The sequence below is a fragment of the Acinetobacter calcoaceticus genome (assembly GCF_016508255.1).
GTDB lineage: Bacteria > Pseudomonadota > Gammaproteobacteria > Pseudomonadales > Moraxellaceae > Acinetobacter > Acinetobacter calcoaceticus_E.
In genome coordinates, this window is the sequence record NZ_JADVKT010000002.1 from 714,876 (window position 1) to 731,663 (window position 16,788).

Annotated in this window: 19 protein-coding genes and 1 pseudogene; 13 read left to right on the forward strand and 7 right to left on the reverse strand. The window is 36.5% G+C overall.

Going from position 1 to position 16,788, the window contains the following annotated elements:
- Nucleotides 1–26: 26 nt before the first annotated feature.
- A complete protein-coding gene (locus I5515_RS07335) occupies nucleotides 27–416 on the reverse strand; it encodes a hypothetical protein (protein ID WP_199965451.1) in 390 nt (129 codons plus the stop codon).
- 150 nt (nucleotides 417–566) lie between these two features.
- Between I5515_RS07335 and I5515_RS07340 the strand changes: the two genes are divergently transcribed.
- Nucleotides 567–914, forward strand: coding sequence for a hypothetical protein (locus I5515_RS07340; protein ID WP_199965452.1), 348 nt, complete (start codon nucleotides 567–569; stop codon nucleotides 912–914).
- Between the two features lie 37 nt (nucleotides 915–951).
- Here the strand turns inward: I5515_RS07340 and I5515_RS07345 are convergent, their stop codons facing one another.
- The 3 genes from I5515_RS07345 to I5515_RS07355 form a co-directional block, all read right to left on the reverse strand.
- Nucleotides 952–1,365 (reverse strand): hypothetical protein, encoded by a 414-nt coding sequence (locus I5515_RS07345; RefSeq protein ID WP_199965453.1) that lies wholly within the window; start codon nucleotides 1,363–1,365, stop codon nucleotides 952–954.
- A gap of 104 nt (nucleotides 1,366–1,469) precedes the next feature.
- Nucleotides 1,470–1,931, reverse strand: coding sequence for a hypothetical protein (locus I5515_RS17535; RefSeq protein WP_227562647.1), 462 nt, complete (start codon nucleotides 1,929–1,931; stop codon nucleotides 1,470–1,472).
- 30 nt (nucleotides 1,932–1,961) lie between these two features.
- A complete protein-coding gene (locus I5515_RS07355) occupies nucleotides 1,962–2,225 on the reverse strand; it encodes a hypothetical protein (protein WP_004792482.1) in 264 nt (87 codons plus the stop codon).
- Nucleotides 2,226–2,455: 230 nt separating this feature from the next.
- On the opposite strand from I5515_RS07355, the gene I5515_RS07360 reads away from it, so the two are divergent.
- The 7 genes from I5515_RS07360 to I5515_RS07390 all read left to right on the forward strand — a co-directional run bounded on the left by I5515_RS07360 (nucleotide 2,456) and on the right by I5515_RS07390 (nucleotide 8,735).
- Nucleotides 2,456–2,899, forward strand: coding sequence for a BLUF domain-containing protein (locus I5515_RS07360; RefSeq protein WP_199965454.1), 444 nt, complete (start codon nucleotides 2,456–2,458; stop codon nucleotides 2,897–2,899).
- Between the two features lie 104 nt (nucleotides 2,900–3,003).
- Entirely contained in the window at nucleotides 3,004–3,378 is a 375-nt protein-coding gene (locus I5515_RS07365) for a hypothetical protein (RefSeq protein ID WP_199965455.1), read from the forward strand.
- 147 nt (nucleotides 3,379–3,525) lie between these two features.
- Complete coding sequence (locus I5515_RS07370) at nucleotides 3,526–4,029, forward strand: SH3 domain-containing protein (protein WP_199965456.1); 504 nt, start codon at nucleotides 3,526–3,528, stop codon at nucleotides 4,027–4,029.
- A 269-nt stretch (nucleotides 4,030–4,298) separates the two neighbouring features.
- Nucleotides 4,299–4,715, forward strand: a complete 417-nt coding sequence (locus tag I5515_RS07375; RefSeq protein ID WP_199965457.1) for a hypothetical protein — start codon at nucleotides 4,299–4,301, stop codon at nucleotides 4,713–4,715.
- A gap of 466 nt (nucleotides 4,716–5,181) precedes the next feature.
- A complete protein-coding gene (locus tag I5515_RS07380; RefSeq protein WP_199965458.1) occupies nucleotides 5,182–6,603 on the forward strand; it encodes a GntP family permease in 1,422 nt (473 codons plus the stop codon).
- A 33-nt stretch (nucleotides 6,604–6,636) separates the two neighbouring features.
- A complete protein-coding gene (locus I5515_RS07385; RefSeq protein ID WP_199965459.1) occupies nucleotides 6,637–7,422 on the forward strand; it encodes a 3-hydroxybutyrate dehydrogenase in 786 nt (261 codons plus the stop codon).
- 326 nt (nucleotides 7,423–7,748) lie between these two features.
- The gene (locus I5515_RS07390) at nucleotides 7,749–8,735 is read left to right on the forward strand and encodes an AraC family transcriptional regulator (protein ID WP_199965460.1); all 987 of its coding nucleotides are present in this window, start codon (nucleotides 7,749–7,751) and stop codon (nucleotides 8,733–8,735) included.
- Between the two features lie 67 nt (nucleotides 8,736–8,802).
- Here the strand turns inward: I5515_RS07390 and I5515_RS07395 are convergent.
- Nucleotides 8,803–8,973, reverse strand: a pseudogene (locus tag I5515_RS07395) (MFS transporter); the annotation flags it as partial.
- A 333-nt stretch (nucleotides 8,974–9,306) separates the two neighbouring features.
- On the opposite strand from I5515_RS07395, the gene I5515_RS07400 reads away from it, so the two are divergent.
- The 5 genes from I5515_RS07400 to I5515_RS07420 are packed head-to-tail and all read left to right on the forward strand — an operon-like array spanning nucleotide 9,307 to nucleotide 14,195.
- Nucleotides 9,307–10,557 (forward strand): dienelactone hydrolase family protein, encoded by a 1,251-nt coding sequence (locus I5515_RS07400; protein WP_199965461.1) that lies wholly within the window; start codon nucleotides 9,307–9,309, stop codon nucleotides 10,555–10,557.
- Between the two features lie 12 nt (nucleotides 10,558–10,569).
- Entirely contained in the window at nucleotides 10,570–11,355 is a 786-nt protein-coding gene (locus I5515_RS07405) for an SDR family oxidoreductase (RefSeq protein WP_199965462.1), read from the forward strand.
- Nucleotides 11,356–11,398: 43 nt separating this feature from the next.
- Entirely contained in the window at nucleotides 11,399–12,637 is a 1,239-nt protein-coding gene (locus I5515_RS07410; protein ID WP_199965463.1) for a styrene monooxygenase/indole monooxygenase family protein, read from the forward strand.
- Nucleotides 12,638–12,663: 26 nt separating this feature from the next.
- Entirely contained in the window at nucleotides 12,664–13,194 is a 531-nt protein-coding gene (locus tag I5515_RS07415) for a flavin reductase family protein (protein WP_199965464.1), read from the forward strand.
- A gap of 53 nt (nucleotides 13,195–13,247) precedes the next feature.
- Nucleotides 13,248–14,195 (forward strand): transporter, encoded by a 948-nt coding sequence (locus I5515_RS07420; RefSeq protein WP_199965465.1) that lies wholly within the window; start codon nucleotides 13,248–13,250, stop codon nucleotides 14,193–14,195.
- A 56-nt stretch (nucleotides 14,196–14,251) separates the two neighbouring features.
- On the opposite strand, the gene I5515_RS07425 is transcribed toward I5515_RS07420, so the two are convergent.
- Both I5515_RS07425 and antC read right to left on the reverse strand, forming a co-directional pair.
- Complete coding sequence (locus I5515_RS07425; RefSeq protein ID WP_199965466.1) at nucleotides 14,252–15,304, reverse strand: AraC family transcriptional regulator; 1,053 nt, start codon at nucleotides 15,302–15,304, stop codon at nucleotides 14,252–14,254.
- Between the two features lie 447 nt (nucleotides 15,305–15,751).
- A complete protein-coding gene (antC, locus tag I5515_RS07430; protein ID WP_199965527.1) occupies nucleotides 15,752–16,786 on the reverse strand; it encodes an anthranilate 1,2-dioxygenase electron transfer component AntC in 1,035 nt (344 codons plus the stop codon).
- Nucleotides 16,787–16,788: the final 2 nt, after the last annotated feature.

Genomic DNA, 16,788 nt, shown 5'->3' on the forward strand with positions numbered 1-16,788 from the left:
AAGAAAGTAGGGAAGAATATGCTGAACTACTTTAGTAAATTTTCCCAACAGAATTCATCTGTGTTGTTTGCAAAATATAGAGCCATTCCAACTAAATGGAAAAATAAATGACCTAGCCAAATTGCTTGAGGGGAAATTTTTAAGCCTTCTAATAAAATAGTTATTGAATAGATTGCTAATAAAAAGGTGAAAAAGATGATGTATGTAGTACTCGCTACAAATTTATATTTGGGCGCTAATTGAGGAATTTTATATCCAATCAAAATTTGCATACCATAATTTATGATCAGCACAATTATAGTTACAACTATTTGTGGTACATGTAAATATTCTAGAGAGAGTTGTGCGATCATGAAAATGATTTGCCACAGTAGAAACATACCAAGAGGGTATAATATAAATTTAATCCACATCATATTTTGTTTTCTTATCAAGATCTTACATTGTCATTCTATTGAATAATTTAAATTAAATAAATACTATTTTTCAAAAATTTAAACCATCGATTTGGGTGGTTTGTATTATCCTTAACTGTTAAATTTAAATTAATTAAAGTGGATAATGTCATGAAAAAGAGTATTTTTTTAGGGTTAGTTTCAAGTTTTGCTTTTTTTAATGGTTGCCAATCTATAGAACAGCAAACGGAAAATAAAGCTGATGTAGTATTAACAACTCAAAAATCTACAGCTGAATACAAAAATTGTGTTCTTGAAAATACATCTGTGCTTTTGCCTCTAACTGCGACTGAGACTAAAAATGGTTTTAGGCTTGCTAAAGGAGAAATGGGATATGCTGGAGTGACTATATATATAGCAAATGAAAATGGTATCACAATGGTAAAAGGATATATTCCCTCATCCTCTTGGGCAGTTATTCCGAAAAAAATGAAGCAAGCACTTAATGATTGCGCCTAAAAGATATTAATATGTAATAAATAATACGTAATCGTCTTTAAGTTTCACATTTTGAATTATTGGTTTTGAAATGATCTAAATATTCCTGAGATTGAAAGAAAATTGGTTTCGCATCTTTCTGTTGTAAAAGCTTTGGATAGTACTGCATATACACTGCCAGAAGTTTTTGAGCATCTGCAAGATAATCACATTCTGCTTGAAGTTTATCTTGTAAATTATTTGCAAATTTAATTCTTGGTTCATGGTGAGCTTTAAAGATATCAACCTGTTTTTTCATTCTTTGGTCAAAAATTTCTCTAGATGCTTTTTCACCATCCGAAAAGAATACGTAATGAAAATCAAAACCCTGCCAATTCAAATCATTTTTAGGTATGTAAATAATTTGTGCTGCACGGGTAAATTTATAAGATATTAAGGAAAGAATAATAATTAAAATTGTCTTTTTTATCATTTTTTAACTCTTTTCAAAATTTTAAGGAGATTTTATCAAATAACTAATTTCTCACAATAATATCCAAGACTTAATTTTACGATGATATTAAGCCGAATAAGAGCTTATTTTACTTCCATAGGACCAGCTAACCAATAACCATAATCTGCACAAGCTTTAGAAATAGAAGGAGTAACTTGAGTAGATTTCACTTCATATAACCCACCACCTAGTGATATCTGTTCACCAATTACAGCAGATTGATTTGTAAAACCATTAGTAATTTTAAATTTACCATTTCCTAAGTTTTCTAATTTGCTGCCATAGGGCCAAATAATTAGTGGAGCCGTTTCATCTCCAAGTCTGATACATCCACTTTCATCTACTATAAGCTTTCCTTGTGCTGAAGCCATCATTGAAATATTACTTCTCGTATTGCTTGTGATAAGTACAGGTTGAATAGAGATATCTTCATTGGTAGCTATAGTAGGCTTTACCATGCAAGATGTAAGGCTAATAGTCATTAAATATAATAAGAGTTGTATTTCATATAATGATTTAAAAACCTTGAATAATAACCATTTCATAAGCTTCTATCTTATTCGTACAGCTATATGTTATGACGGCCTAACCTTAGTTTTCTTTGTCAAAATCTTGATAATTTTAAAAACCTGATTATCTAGTTTTATCTTTTGATGAACAGTTGCATTGTCGAGCTGATCCCACAACTCGAATGGGAAAAACTCTGAACTATGATCAAATACCCATAACCATTGATAACTATTGTTAAGGGTATTTACATCAAAACGTACATCCTGGACTTTGACAATCTTAAGTTGTTTATGATGTTCGTCTTGAAGAATAATTTCATGGTTCTCCATTAGACATCCACAAATTAAAGACAATTCTTGATTTTACTGAAAATAATATTTTCTAGTTAGTTTGTTAAGTTGAGATTAATTTACAAAAGATTTCTGGTTGTTAAAGTTTGTCATTTTCAAAATGATAATAATCTTTACTCTTGAAATACAAGGTTTTAAATAGGTCAGGTTGTAAGCGTGGTATGTAGCTGTCAGAATGCCAAACTGACATCTATCTTCGAGTTATCGCTATGAATTTAATAGGCTTTATGTATGCAAGTAAAACCAATAGTGAACATAGTCAAGTAAAACAAGATTTAATTGATATCCTCACAGAAGCAGTCAAATTCAACTCTTATAATGATATTACGGGAGTACTTTACTATGGTAATGGGTATTTCTTGCAGTACTTAGAGGGCGAGAAAGAACAGGTTGAATCGCTGTTTTATAATTCAATTCTGAAAGATTCGCGACATCAGAACTGCGAAATCATCTTTTCGGAACCATCCGAGCAGCGGTTATTTAAGCATTGGAGCATGAAATTTGCTCCTATAAATACGAAAATAAAGGATTTCTTTTTTCATCATCATGTCGATGAGTTTAACCCGTATTTGCTTAACACTACCTCAATTCCATCTTTTATTGAACTGCTTGTAGATCAACCACATCTTAAAGCTGATCAATATCAGATTTAATCAACGATAGGATATGGATTAGAGTAGTTTTTTTCTACTTAAAAAGCCCTTTGAAGAGGGCTTTTTTGGTTAAGTGATGATTGGATATAGAGTTAATTAAATACATGAAGAAAATTTTAATTTTATTATTTACATATTTATTATTATCAAATGCTAGTTATGCAATTTCTGAAAATGAGGCATTACACACACATTTTACATATACTCAAAATGAAAAGTATTGTACAGATTTAAGAAGATATGCATTTACATTTATGCATGTTAGGCAAGATGGTATACCTCTTGATGATCTACTTGGATATATAGAAGCTGAAAAGAGTTTTTATAATAAGAAAGAAGCGAATAGGATTGCTAAACTGGCATATGAATGGCCAATTCCAGAAACTTATGATGAAAATGAACTTCCTCCGATTCTTAAGTTTGGTGACAGTATCGAAAACGCATGCTTAGGAAAAGAGACAACAAATGAAGAAAGGTAATCACTTTTTTTAAAGTATTTTGAAAATAGTTAAACTGCCTTAAGGCGGTTTAATATTTATTACTATTAGACTAGTGGTTAATAGGCTGATTTTTATTTTTAATTACACTCTGTTACAGTAAGAAAAATATAAAATAAATGGTAAATCATGAAAAAATCTACTTTAGGCTGGGGTGCCGTAGGAATAGTTGCTTTAGGAATTTTTGGTTCTGGAAATGACAATACCTCAAGAAACAATTCAAGCTCAGTTGAAGAGATTGTAGAATCAAAATATATCAATACCAATACACTTAATATTAGAGATAAGCCTAATGGTAGTGTTGTAGCAAAACTTGGGCGTGGTGAAAAAGTTGATATTTATGAGAAAAAAGAAAACTGGGTACGTATTTCGCTAAACTCATCATCACCTCAATGGATCTCCGAGAAACTTTTGTGTGAAACAGAAGACTGTTTTAAACAAAAGACTAGAAAGTCTAAGTCCAATAATTATCAGGCTTTAAAATCGCAATCGCATCATTCAGTAAAAAAGCAGTCTCAAAGATACTATGATAGTGATTGTTCTTGTGCTGTAGTTGATTATTGTGTGGGACCAAGAGGTGGACACTATTGTATTACGAGTGGAGGAAATAAGAGATATAAGCCAAGGTATTAACAAATTTAAATTTATTTAAAACTTCTTTTTTGAAGGTGGTAAAGATTTGAAGAAGTAGTGGCTTATAAGAGTTAGATAATTTAGTTTTAGAAGAATTCCGCAAAAAGCCAAACTCTTATCCTCTGATAATTAACGGCAAACCTTATCCTATTAGTGATACTACAAATTTACTCTCACTACTAAAATTTCATTAAGTTTTAAGACACCTTTGGGTAGTTTTTCGTTTTCTGAACTGTTAAATTTTACTCATTATTAAAATGGATAATTTCATGAAAAACATTATTTTTTTAGGACTAGTTCTCAGCTTAATTGGGTGTTCAACAGCTCCAGTTGCTTCAAATACAGCCAAGCCAGTACCTAATGAGAGAGTATACAATCAGAACTATCTAAAGAAACACAGTCCTGAACAAGCAAAAGTTACTTTTTTAAGAGATAAAGGTTTTTTAGGATCTGGCTGTAGCCATGATATGTATGTTAATAACGAAAAAGTATTCTCAATTCGTTCAAATGAAATAGCTACGATTTATCTTGAGCCCAAATATTATATTTTTAGATTAGAAACAGGTGGTGGGATGTGCCCAAATATTGCAACTTCTCAAGAAACGGAAGTCAAACCAAGCGTGGAGATAGAATATCGAATCCTACTTCCATCTGACTTTAATTTAAGACTAACTCGAATGAAATAAAAGCGTAAGAGCTTGTGTCTAAGGTAGTCGAGTAATATTAAATTTTAATTGAACCCACTCATCATTAAGTGGGTTTTTTATTACTTATAAAAGATTACTGATCTTAGCTAAGAAAATATTTATCAAATTAATTTAAAGAATATAATATTTAATTGTCTTTATTAAATAATATATAAATATTAATTAAATTTACTCAATAATTAATAAGTTTTATCAAACAATAATAAATTTTAAATATTTGAATTTTACCAACTATGCAATATAAGTATTTGTATTTTATTTGTATTTTAAAATTTAAATAAATTACATTGTTTTTAAATATTTTAGTGATATTTTATTTTTAAGCTCATTTACCTATTGCCACACATAGATATTGTGATTTTTATCATTTTAGGTTTGGGATAACCTAAATATCTTTTGGTAATTTTATTGAACCTAATATCTATTCTTTAGGGAGAAAGAATATATGTGGGAATTATTTGTAATTCTACTTTCGCTTGGGCTGTTAATGTATACAGCTTACAAGGGCTTTTCAGTCATTCTCATGGCACCAATTTGTGCCTTACTTGCAGTTCTACTTATAAATCCAGCCAATGTTTTACCATTTTATTCAGGTGTTTTTATGCCCAAAATGGTGAACTTTATTAAAGATTATTTTCTTGTCTTTTTGCTTGGCGCAATTTTCGGTAAAGTCGTTGAAATGTCAGGAATTGCTGAGTCTATCGCTCGAACCATTGTGAGATGGATTGGGGCAAAAAAGGCAATTTTAACTGTTGTACTACTAGGTGCAATTTTAACCTATAGCGGTGTCAGTTTATTTGTTGCAGTCTTTGCGATCTATCCTTTTGCAAATCAGCTTTTTAGACAAGCTAATATTCCAAAACGTTTAATTCCGGGAACCATCGCGCTTGGTGCATTTACATTCACCATGGATGCCTTGCCAGGCACGCCACAAATTCAAAACGTAATTCCAACTACATTCTTTGGTACTAATATTTATGCCGCACCATTTCTAGGGATTATCGGCGCCATTTTTGTGTTGTGTATGGGTTTAACCTATTTGGAATGGCGTCGCCGTACTGCTGCAAAAGCGGGGGAAGGATTCTCTGGTTTTGGTATAGAAAATACGCCGTCTCAAGAAGCGGATTCTGAAATTTCTCTACAAAACAAAGGAAGCTCCGCTCGCCAGTTCTTAGCTTTTGTACCTCTTATTTTAGTTGCAGTAATGAACAAATATTTGTCTAAAGCAATTAAAGAGTGGTACCCAAATGGTTTTGATTTTGCCGCAGTTGGTCTAGCTGATTACACCGTAGATGTTGCAAAAACTAGTGCGATCTGGGCTGTTGGTCTTGCGCTTATTGTAGGGATTATTGCTGCAATTTTGTTTGATTATCAGCGCGTAGTAACTAATTTTAAAGAAGGTATTAATGCAAGTATTGGTGGCTCACTTTTAGCTGTGATGAATACGGCTTCTGAATATGGTTTTGGTGCGATTATTGCGTCATTACCGGGCTTTGCTCTGATTAGCCATGCAATGAGCAATACCTTTACAAATCCGTTAGTGAATGGAGCTGTGACGACAACCGTTTTAGCTGGTATTACTGGTTCAGCTTCTGGCGGTATGAGTATCGCTTTAAGTGCAATGGCTGAACACTATAACGCCGCGATTTTAGCCGCTGGTATTCCACCAGAAGTCATGCACCGTGTGGTTGCAATGGCATCGGGTGGTATGGATACCCTACCTCACAACGGCGCTGTCATTACCTTACTCGCTGTTACTGGGTTAACCCATAAACAATCGTATAAAGATATTTTTGCAGTTACGGTAATTAAAACATTAGCGGTATTTGTGGTGATTACGGTCTTTACCGTAACGGGTATTGTTTAAATCAGCACGTTATAAGTATTAAGGAGTAAATACATGACTAAACTTTTAGACGGTAAAGTAGCTTTTATTACAGGTTCTGCGAGTGGTATCGGTCTAGAAATTGCCAAGAAATTTGCTCAAGAAGGTGCAAAGGTCGTCATTTCCGATATGAACGCTGAGAAATGCCAAGAAACAGCAAATCTGCTCAAAGGACAAGGCTTTGAAGCTTTGTCTGCTCCATGCGATGTAACCGATGAAGATGCTTATAAACAAGCTATCGAGCTGACTCAAAAGACTTTTGGCACAGTTGATATTTTGATTAATAATGCTGGTTTCCAACATGTCGCGCCTATTGAAGAGTTTCCAACTGCTGTTTACCAGAAACTGATTCAAGTCATGCTCACAGGTTCTTTTATTGGCATTAAACATGTCTTTCCAATTATGAAAGCTCAAAAGTCTGGCCGTATTATTAATATGGCATCGATTAATGGCTTAATTGGTTTCGCTGGGAAAGCTGGTTATAACAGTGCTAAACATGGCGTGATTGGCCTAACAAAAGTTGCAGCATTAGAATGTGCACGTGATGGCATTACGGTAAATGCCTTATGCCCAGGTTATGTAGACACACCACTGGTGCGTGGTCAAATTGCAGATTTGGCTAAAACTCGTAATGTGAGTTTAGACAGCGCACTTGAAGATGTAATTTTAGCAATGGTTCCTCAAAAGCGTTTGTTATCGGTTGAGGAAATTGCTGATTATGCAATTTTCCTTGCGAGTGACAAAGCGGGTGGAGTAACAGGTCAAGCTGTGGTCATGGATGGTGGTTATACTGCCCAATAATTTAAGTGTTTTATAAAAACCGCTTATTTAAAATAGGCGGTTTTTTTATTTGTTGAAATTTACGATAGTCTACTGTTCAAAATAATAATTTATCTCTACTGTATTTGTTTATAAAAAATCTAATAAAATAAGTTTGTTAAAGTATGAAATTATACTTTAAAGGTATTTAACTTATTTCCATTTTTAAAATCTAATAGAGTATGAGAAAGTAATCTTTACTCTCTTTCTTGATTCGATATTTTTCAGGAAAATGCGTCAATTAAAGGATATTAATTGGCATACAAGTTGCTTTTTAAGCAATAAGTTATTAGCTAGGTGAAAAGGATATGACATCACTCAGCCAACAGACGGAACTCAATCATTATTCGCGCAAAGCTGAATTTGCGCAGAATTTGATGTCCACGATTTGTGGTGAACACCGTCTAGATACAATCTACAAAGACACTCTCGATTTTCACTATGACGGAATGCGTTTGCCTAATAAAAAAATGGCGATCGGTACAATCAGTTATGGTGCAAACGTTGCCATTAACATCTCAAATTTAAAAGCGTATAGCATTAGTTTGCCTATACAAGGTCGACAAGCTCTCAACATTCGTGGCGCTCATTATCAATCTGATGAAAATCGAGGCCTTATAGTTTCAAATAACGATCAACAAGATTTGATTATCGATAAAGATTGCAGAAAATTTCAGGTGGTTATTCCTGAGCGGAGTATGCAGATTGTCCTTGCAGATCTACTAAATAAACCTATAGAAACTCCTATTATTTTTAATCCTGAAATGCATCTAGACTCCGAGCAACTCATTGGTGCATGGTGGAAGAATATTCAAAATTTTGTACAGTTGAAATCTCAATATAGCAATTTTTATGGTTTGCAGATGTTGTCTGAAGACTACGAAAATTTTGTTATTAAAGCACTGTTGTTGTCTCAAGAAAATAACTACTCTGAAGCCTTAAAGTCTCTCTCACATCAAGATGAGCCAGCATATATCCGTAAGGTCCGTAATTTTATTATTGAACATGCCCATGAAGAAATCTGTGCAGAGGACTTACAGCGTCTGGCTGGGGTTTCAAAATCAAAATTGTATGACGAATTTCAACAGTACTACGGCACAAGCCCAATGTCATATTTGAAAAAATATCGTCTCCAACAAATTTATAAAATCTTGAGCACCACAGGTGCAGATAGAAAGGTTTCTATTTCAAAGCTTGCCTATGACTGGGGCTTTAACCATTTAAGTCGTTTTTCTCAAGAATATCGCGAAGAATTTGGCGAAAATCCAAGTGAGACCAAAGGCAAAATTTTCTGATATTTAACTTTCGCAATAAAAAACTGATTTAGGCAACGAAATCAGTTTTTTATTTATCGATTAATATTTATAGACTTTCTTCTAGCTTTAACACTTGTTTGTTTTTAGATTTTTCATAAATCACTTTCAGGCTAAGTGCAATAAATGAGATGAAGGTTGGTAGTGCAAGAATAAAGAAAATACAGCTTAAGCTTAGGTTAAAAGTGAAAATGAGTGAGCCAAAGAAAGCATCTATCATTTTCATACGTATTCCTTCTTAAAATTATTTAATTCCCTGATTAATTCAATGCATTCGTTACAAAACCTGTGACTTTGATTGAACTATTTTTAGCCAGTCTTCACTATCCAATAAGTCCTCATCTTCATCCATTTTTCCAAATGAGATAAAAAGCATTAATTTCATTTTTTAATTTAATCTTTTGAAATATATATGTTTATTTTTTTAATTTTTTATCCGGTTTGATTGTTTTTGATAATTGCGCAGAGATTGGATAGTGCTTGCAGCTTTTGGACAGTCTAGAAAAAAATTTGGATAGAAGATAAAGCCATAACAATGTCAGGAGTTGACACTATGGCTGGTCAAACCATTCAAATTAAAACAGCATCTGGAAAGCAGTTCAGTGCATATCTAGCGACACCAGAAACAGGAAAAGGACCCGGTGTGGTGCTTTGTCAGGAAATCTTTGGCGTTAATGCAGCCATGCGAGAAAAAGCAGAATTTCTTGCAGAAGAAGGCTATACCGTTTTGGTTCCTGATTTATTTTGGCGTGTAGTTCCCAATATTGAACTCGGTTATACGCCAGAAGACTTCCAAAAAGCTTTCGAACTTTATCAGCAATATGATGAAAACCTCGGAGTTGAAGATATTCAGGACAGCTTATCTTTTTTAAAGAAGCGACCAGAATGTGACACCTCTACAGGCCTCGGTGTGGTGGGGTACTGTTTAGGTGGAAAGCTTGCGTATCTTGCAGGATGTCGACTTTCGGAAGTGGCATGTGCTGTAGGTTATTACGGTGTAGGCATTGAAAAAGCGTTAGATGAGCTAGCCAACGTACAAGGAAGTTTGGTTTTACATATTGCAGAACTGGACCAATTTATACCGCCAGATGCGAGACAAGCGATTGTTGATGCAGCCAACCAATATTCAAATGTACAAGCTTATGTTTATGAAGGTGTTGATCATGCTTTTGCACGCCCAAAAAGCAATCATTATCACAAACCTTCAGCACGCTTTGCCCACGAGCGTACAGTAACAGCTCTACATGACACGATTGGACCGAAATATGACCTAGTCGCGCTATGGGAAGAGCATATTCGTCATGAGTTCGATACGCGTGATGTGCCTGCAACCATGGCCACGATGGTCGCAGAACCGTATGTCAACCATATTCCAACCTTAACCGGCGGTGTAGGTCAAAGCCAGCTTGCTCGTTTTTATCAATATCACTTTGTTCACCAAAACCCAGAAGATATGAAGATTACTTCAATCTCTCGTACCGTTGGCTCAACGCAAGTGGTAGACGAGTTCATTATGAGCTTTACCCATGACGCTGAAATTGACTGGTTATTACCGGGTGTAAAACCGACTGGTAAATATGTCGAAATTCCAATGTTAGGTGTAATTCAGTTCAGAGGTTCAAAGTTGTGCCATGAACATATTTACTGGGACCAAGCGTCGGTACTCGTTCAAATTGGTTTATTAGATCCGACAGGCTTACCAGTTGCAGGTGTCGAGACAGCACGAAAACTTCTTGATGAAGACCTTCCTTCAAATACGTTGATGCCATCTTGGTCAAGTAGTGAAGGCAAGCCAGTCAATTAAGGAGTATCGACAATGAATATAGATTTAAAAGGAAAAGTTGCTGTAGTGAGCGGCGGCGCAACACTTATTGGTAAAGCTGTTGTACAAGCTTTGGTGAGTGTGGGTGCTCATGTCGCTATCTTAGATATTGATGCCAAAGGCAAGGCAATTGCAGAAAGCTTTAATCATGATGTGATGTTTATTCAAACCGATTTAACCAGCGATGTGGCTATTCAACAAGCTGTGGCAGATATTCACCAACATTTAGGTGAAGTGAACTACTTGGTGAATTTGGCATGTACTTACTTAGATGACGGTTTTAAATCTTCACGTCAGGACTGGTTACAAGCACTCGATATTAATTTGGTCTCTACAGTTGAGCTGAGCCGTGCCTTATATCATGACCTAAAAAAGCAGCAAGGTTCAATCGTTAATTTTACTTCAATCTCGGCCAAAGTGGCACAAACAGGGCGCTGGTTATATCCAGTTTCTAAAGCCGCGATACGTCAACTCACACAAAGCATGGCAATGGATTTTGCTGCTGATGGTATTCGTGTCAACTCCGTTTCACCGGGTTGGACATGGTCTCGCGTGATTGCGGAAGTCAGCGGTAATAACCGCGAAAAGGCCGATAGCGTGGCAGCCGATTATCACTTGCTAGGCCGATTGGGTCATCCCGAAGAAGTCGCCAATGTTGTTTTGTTTTTATTGTCACCCGCTGCAAGTTTTGTCACCGGAGCAGATTATGCGGTCGATGGCGGATATTCAGTGATGGGCCCTGAAGGATCACAGCCTGCTATTCCACGTTTAGCCGAATAGCACAGCGTTTTAAAAGCACATTTAGAAAATTATGGAGAATATTATGCGCCGTATCGCAATTGTTGGAGCAGGACAGTCTGGTTTACAGCTTGGTTTAGGCTTATTAGATACAGGCTATGACGTGACAATGATCACCAACCGAACTGCCGATGAAATCCGCCAAGGTAAAGTCATGTCAAGCCAGTGTATGTTTCATACCGCTTTACAAACTGAACGTGACTTGGGACTGAATTTTTGGGAAGAACAATGCCCAGCAGTAGAAGGCATCGGGCTAGCTTTAGTCAATCCTGAAAATGGTGGTAAAGCATTTGAATGGAGTGCTCGTCTTGAGCGTTACGCTCAATCGGTCGATCAACGCGTCAAAATGCCATATTGGATGGAAGAATTTGAACGCCGTGGCGGTCGATTAGTAATTCAGGATGTTGGAATAGAAGAGTTAGAACAACTCGCAAACGACTACGAGCTTGTATTACTCGCGGCTGGTAAAGGTGAAGTCGTTAAACAGTTTGAACGTGATGATGTACGCAGTGTTTTTGATAAGCCTCAACGCGCTTTGGCTTTGACCTACGTCAAAAACATGAAGCCAATTTCACCTTATTCACGTGTGACTTTTAACATTATTCCTGAAGTCGGCGAATACTTTTCATTTCCAGCACTTACCGTTAATGGTCCTTGCGACATCATGGTGTTTGAAGGAATTCCAAATGGGCCAATGGATTGCTGGCAAGATGTGAAAACACCAGAACAGCATTTGCAGTGCAGTTTGGACTTACTCAAGAAATTTGTGCCTTGGGAATATGAACGCTGCACAAATGTTGAGTTAACCGATGCTGGTGGATATTTAGCAGGACGTTTCCCACCGACAGTACGCAAACCAATTTTGACATTACCGTCTGGCAAGAAAATTTTTGGGATGGCAGATGCCTTGGTGGTGAATGACCCGATTACTGGTCAAGGCTCAAACAACGCTGCTAAGTGTAGCAAAATCTATTTCGATGCCATTTTAGCCAATGATAATCAAAACTTTAGCGAACAATGGATGGTTCAAACTTTTGAACGTTATTGGGCTTATGCAGAAAAAGTCGTAGCTTGGACCAATAGCCTGTTAGTTCCACCACAGCCTCATGTCGTTGAACTATTAGCAGCCGCAAGCCAAAACCAAAGCATTGCTTCCATTATGGCCAATAACTTTGATGACCCGCGCTCTTTTGCCCCTTGGTGGTTTGATGCAGATCAAGCTCAAGCATTCTTGGCCTCAAAAACCGCAGCAAAAGTAGCCTAGGTCATAGTCAAAGGGAGATATGAAAAATGGACACAATTGAAACTTTAGCTTTACAAGCGATTAATGCTGAAAACCCAAGAGAAATCCGTAATTTACTTGGACAATTTGCAACTGGCGTTACCGTGATTACAACTCGTGGTAAAGATGGTCGGAAAATAGGAATGACAGCCAATTCATTTTCGTCGCTGTCTTTAGATCCGCCATTAATTTTGTGGAGTCTTTCAAAAACAGCGCCAAGTTTGTCAGATTTTGTAGAGGCTGAATATTTTGCCATTCACATGTTGGCACAGGAGCATCACCAGCTTTCGGGACATTTTGCTCGAGGTGCCGAAGATAAATTTGCAGGTATTTCACATCAACAATGCAAGGCAGGTGTTCCAATTTTGGCAGATGCACTCGCAACCTTGGTTTGCCGCAATGTAAATCAGTATGAAGGCGGAGATCATTTGATTTTTATTGGTCAAATTGAACAGTACCAACAACGTCAAGGTGAACCATTGGTATTCCACGCAGGAAAGTATCGGATTGCTGCTGAGCATCCAGAATTAGCACATTAATTCACCATAATCACGATCAATCCGGTCGTGATTTTTTTATAGGAAATAAGAAGATGAAAAGCACTTTAATTAAACATGGATTTTTAGCAGGGACATTGTTGGGTTTGCCCTTGGTTACACATGCCTATGATTTACCGACCGTAAACTTAGGCATGACCAGCTTTCTCGATGGCGGATTACCCGCAGGGCCTGGCTGGTATGCTCAAACCTATTTTCAAAATTACGATAGTAATAAACTGGTCGATGCCAATGGACAAAAATTAGGTTTACCTAAAACAGATTTAAATTATCAAGTACTGGTTGAACAAGTTAGTTATTTATCGAATGTTCGAGTAAAAGATAAAGCCAGTTTAGGTATAAATTTTTTAATTCCTTTTGTCAGCAAAATGGACATGGATGATGGCTTGAATAATGCTGCTATTAAAGCCCAAAGTGGCTTTGGGGACATTATGATTGGACCTTTTATTCAGTTCGATCCAATCATGGGCGCACAAGGACCGAAGTTTGTACATCGTTTTGAGTTTCAGGTGAATTTACCTACTGGGGAATACGACCAGCAAAAAGATATTAACCCAAGTAATAACGCTGTTTCATTTGATCCTTATTGGGCTGCCACATATTGGTTTAATCCCAAATGGACCGCTTCAACACGCATCCATTATCTCTATAACTTTAAAAATGATGACCCAAGCTATGCTTTTGCTGGAGCAAATGATATGCAGGTAGGGCAAGCAATTCATGCAAACTTTGCAACAGATTATGCCATTACCGAACAATTCCGCTTAGGACTAAATGGCTATTGGCTAAAACAAGTCACTGACACCGAAGTCGATGGTGAAAAAGTCAAAGGTAGACGTGAGCAAGTCTGGGCAATTGGTCCGGGTGCGATGTATAGTTTTTCTAAAAATGATCACTTGGTTGCAAATGCTTATTTTGAGCAAGATGCTGAAAACCGACCAGAAGGAACACGATTACAAGTTCGTTATGTTCATCATTTCTAAGTCATAAAAAAAGCCTTTTATATTTATTGATATAAAAGGCTTTATCTATTTTTAGTTTACGAAAAAATTGAAGTAATTAAGCCTTCACTTTGACCAGAACGGCGGGTAGACGAAGGTAATTCACCATAACGGCGTTTGTACTCTTGAGAAAAACGGCCTAAGTGAGTAAATCCCCATTTAAATGCAACGTCAGTAACCGATAGATTTTCATTGTGCATCAGCTCTAAATGAGCCTGTTCAAAACGTAATTCTTTTAAATAAGACATTGGGGTTGTCCCCAAATAATTTTTAAAACCGGTAAATAGGGTTCTTACGCTCACGCCAGCATGTTCAGCCAAAATTTCGACGTTAAGCGGCTCATGTAAATGTTCTTTTATGTAGGCTTCTGTACGCTTCACAAAATAAGGAGAGACAGTTTTTTCTTTATGCTGATCTATTTTATGTAATGCGTTATTGGGTTGACCATAGATCAGTGCATTAAAAAGATTTGACTCAAACTGTTTAAAGGCTAGAGGATGATGAAGAGGGTGTTGCTCGCATGCTAAAGCATCCATTAAAGTTCTAACGAGCTGTAAAAAATAAGCACCGCTTTGAGTAGCAAAGTCTAATTTTGGGTCGAAAACGAGTAAGTTATTTTCTGAACCGGCAATGTGCTGACGGCAATGGTAAGTAAAATCATCCTTTGAAACTTTTAGAATGAGCTGTGGTGAGTTTGTGTGCCAGCGCATACGTAAAGGTTGCTGAGGAGAAATAAGAGATGCAACTTGAGAATAAGAAATAAACTTTTGTGAACCAAACTCGATTTCTGCATAGCCCTGAGTTGGAATTTGAATGAGGTAAAAGTTATCAAGGTGATCTGGTTCAATAATGACATCCGCGCCATATTCCAAGCGGCTAATAGACAGTGCGCCTGTTTTAACATGGTGCATAGTTGCACTGAAATCTCGCTTCTGATGAGAGATTTTAAGATCATGTGGTTTAAAAATTTGGCCTACATTGCGGCAGGTTTCGCTTAAATCGTGGTGATCAAACACCAAATTACCAGTGGTAAAGATAGACTCATTTTGAAAATGACGTCCACTGAGTTCTCGGGAGTTGGCTTGGTTCATATATATCCCTTTTGGCTCACTCCTGTATTTACTGTGCAAAATGTGTGAATCTTAACTTTGCAACGCGTAAATACGGCACTTAAAAAAATTAAGTTACTCGCAAATTACAATGAGATATAAGCAAAATACAGACCAATTTATCCGCTAATTAATGTGTTTTTCTCAAATTTTTACGTCGGATTTTGTCCATCAATTTAATACATTCGAGAAATAGAATAGGGGGATATAAAAGGTGCTATAAGTTAATCTCATCATGATCTTATTCCTTAAGATCTATCAAAATTTATAGCAAATCCGAGCGAACTGGTCAATTTATTTTGTCAGAATTAATTATTTTATATTACTGATATATAAAAACTTTTAATTTAAATGCAAAAATTCAATATACCCCTTGCAGAGTATATTGAATCATTTAAGGTTTTAGTGGTTTTTAAATTATTTATACTTTTAACGTGAGGCATTACTCTGTAAAAACTTCTCGCTATAAATACGATAGTTTTGCAAAGATTGTTCATCTAACCAGTTTTTCACGGCTTCAATCATTGGTGGTGGGCCACATAAATACATATCAAAAGCCTGTTCAGCCAGTTGATCTTTATTTAAGTGTTCATGAATATAACCCGCTTTACCTTGCCAAGCTTCGGTTGCTCTAGTCACAATTGGGTGATAAATAAAGTTTGGAAGTTGTTCTGCGTAGGCATGTAAACGCTGTTGCTCACACAAATCGGTTTCACTATTTACGCCGTAATACAACTGAACGGCTGGTGAGTTTGGTTGATCAACCAAGTTATCTAGCATTCCCAAGAAAGCCGATAAACCTGTTCCACCAGCTACAAAAACCAGTGGTCGCTGTACTTCACGTAAATAGAAACTACCAAGCGGGGCTTCAATGAGTAGGGTTTGTCCAACCTGACACCGGTCACGCAAGTAATTACTCATGACGCCGTCTGGCAAGAGACGAATTAGAAATTGCAATTGATTGGTTGCGTTTGGTCTATTGGCAAATGAATATGAACGCCAATCTTCAGTATCTGGAATTTGCAAACGAGCATATTGACCCGGTAAAAACTGAAGCTGTTCAACATGACTGCTCGCATCAAGATGCAAAATTGCTGTTGTTTCAGAAACCAGCTCAACCGCAGTCACTTTGGTTTCAATTTTTAAAGTATCACCAGCGTTACAGATAGCAGAATCATGATCGAAATAAAAAGCTGCATCTGATTTCACACGCGTCTGGCAAGCTAACATTTTACGCTCAGCCAAATCACGCTCACTTAATGCATCTTCATCAACATATTCTTGTTCATAAATACCAGTTTCACACTGACCCTGACAGGTACCACAAACACCTTCACGGCAGTCTAGCGGCAGGTTAATTCCCTGACGAACTGCTGCATCTAGCAACAATTCATCCTTATTTACCGAAATGAAAAAGGTTTTACCATCGGCAAAGTTAAGTGCAACTGAATGTCCCATTTTTATTC

Bases quoted from the DNA above. Each gene is read 5' to 3' on its own strand.
- I5515_RS07405 (WP_199965462.1), top strand. From the start codon at position 10,570: ATGAATATAGATTTAAAAGGAAAAGTTGCTGTAGTGAGCGGCGGCGCA.
- I5515_RS07380 (WP_199965458.1), top strand. From the start codon at position 5,182: ATGTGGGAATTATTTGTAATTCTACTTTCGCTTGGGCTGTTAATGTAT.
- I5515_RS07375 (WP_199965457.1), top strand. From the start codon at position 4,299: ATGAAAAACATTATTTTTTTAGGACTAGTTCTCAGCTTAATTGGGTGT.
- I5515_RS07385 (WP_199965459.1), top strand. From the start codon at position 6,637: ATGACTAAACTTTTAGACGGTAAAGTAGCTTTTATTACAGGTTCTGCG.
- I5515_RS07400 (WP_199965461.1), top strand. From the start codon at position 9,307: ATGGCTGGTCAAACCATTCAAATTAAAACAGCATCTGGAAAGCAGTTC.
- I5515_RS17535 (WP_227562647.1), bottom strand. From the start codon at position 1,931: ATGAAATGGTTATTATTCAAGGTTTTTAAATCATTATATGAAATACAA.
- I5515_RS07355 (WP_004792482.1), bottom strand. From the start codon at position 2,225: ATGGAGAACCATGAAATTATTCTTCAAGACGAACATCATAAACAACTT.
- I5515_RS07410 (WP_199965463.1), top strand. From the start codon at position 11,399: ATGCGCCGTATCGCAATTGTTGGAGCAGGACAGTCTGGTTTACAGCTT.
- I5515_RS07360 (WP_199965454.1), top strand. From the start codon at position 2,456: ATGAATTTAATAGGCTTTATGTATGCAAGTAAAACCAATAGTGAACAT.
- I5515_RS07345 (WP_199965453.1), bottom strand. From the start codon at position 1,365: ATGATAAAAAAGACAATTTTAATTATTATTCTTTCCTTAATATCTTAT.
- I5515_RS07365 (WP_199965455.1), top strand. From the start codon at position 3,004: ATGAAGAAAATTTTAATTTTATTATTTACATATTTATTATTATCAAAT.
- I5515_RS07340 (WP_199965452.1), top strand. From the start codon at position 567: ATGAAAAAGAGTATTTTTTTAGGGTTAGTTTCAAGTTTTGCTTTTTTT.
- I5515_RS07370 (WP_199965456.1), top strand. From the start codon at position 3,526: ATGAAAAAATCTACTTTAGGCTGGGGTGCCGTAGGAATAGTTGCTTTA.
- I5515_RS07335 (WP_199965451.1), bottom strand. From the start codon at position 416: ATGATGTGGATTAAATTTATATTATACCCTCTTGGTATGTTTCTACTG.
- I5515_RS07390 (WP_199965460.1), top strand. From the start codon at position 7,749: ATGACATCACTCAGCCAACAGACGGAACTCAATCATTATTCGCGCAAA.
- I5515_RS07415 (WP_199965464.1), top strand. From the start codon at position 12,664: ATGGACACAATTGAAACTTTAGCTTTACAAGCGATTAATGCTGAAAAC.
- I5515_RS07420 (WP_199965465.1), top strand. From the start codon at position 13,248: ATGAAAAGCACTTTAATTAAACATGGATTTTTAGCAGGGACATTGTTG.
- I5515_RS07425 (WP_199965466.1), bottom strand. From the start codon at position 15,304: ATGAACCAAGCCAACTCCCGAGAACTCAGTGGACGTCATTTTCAAAAT.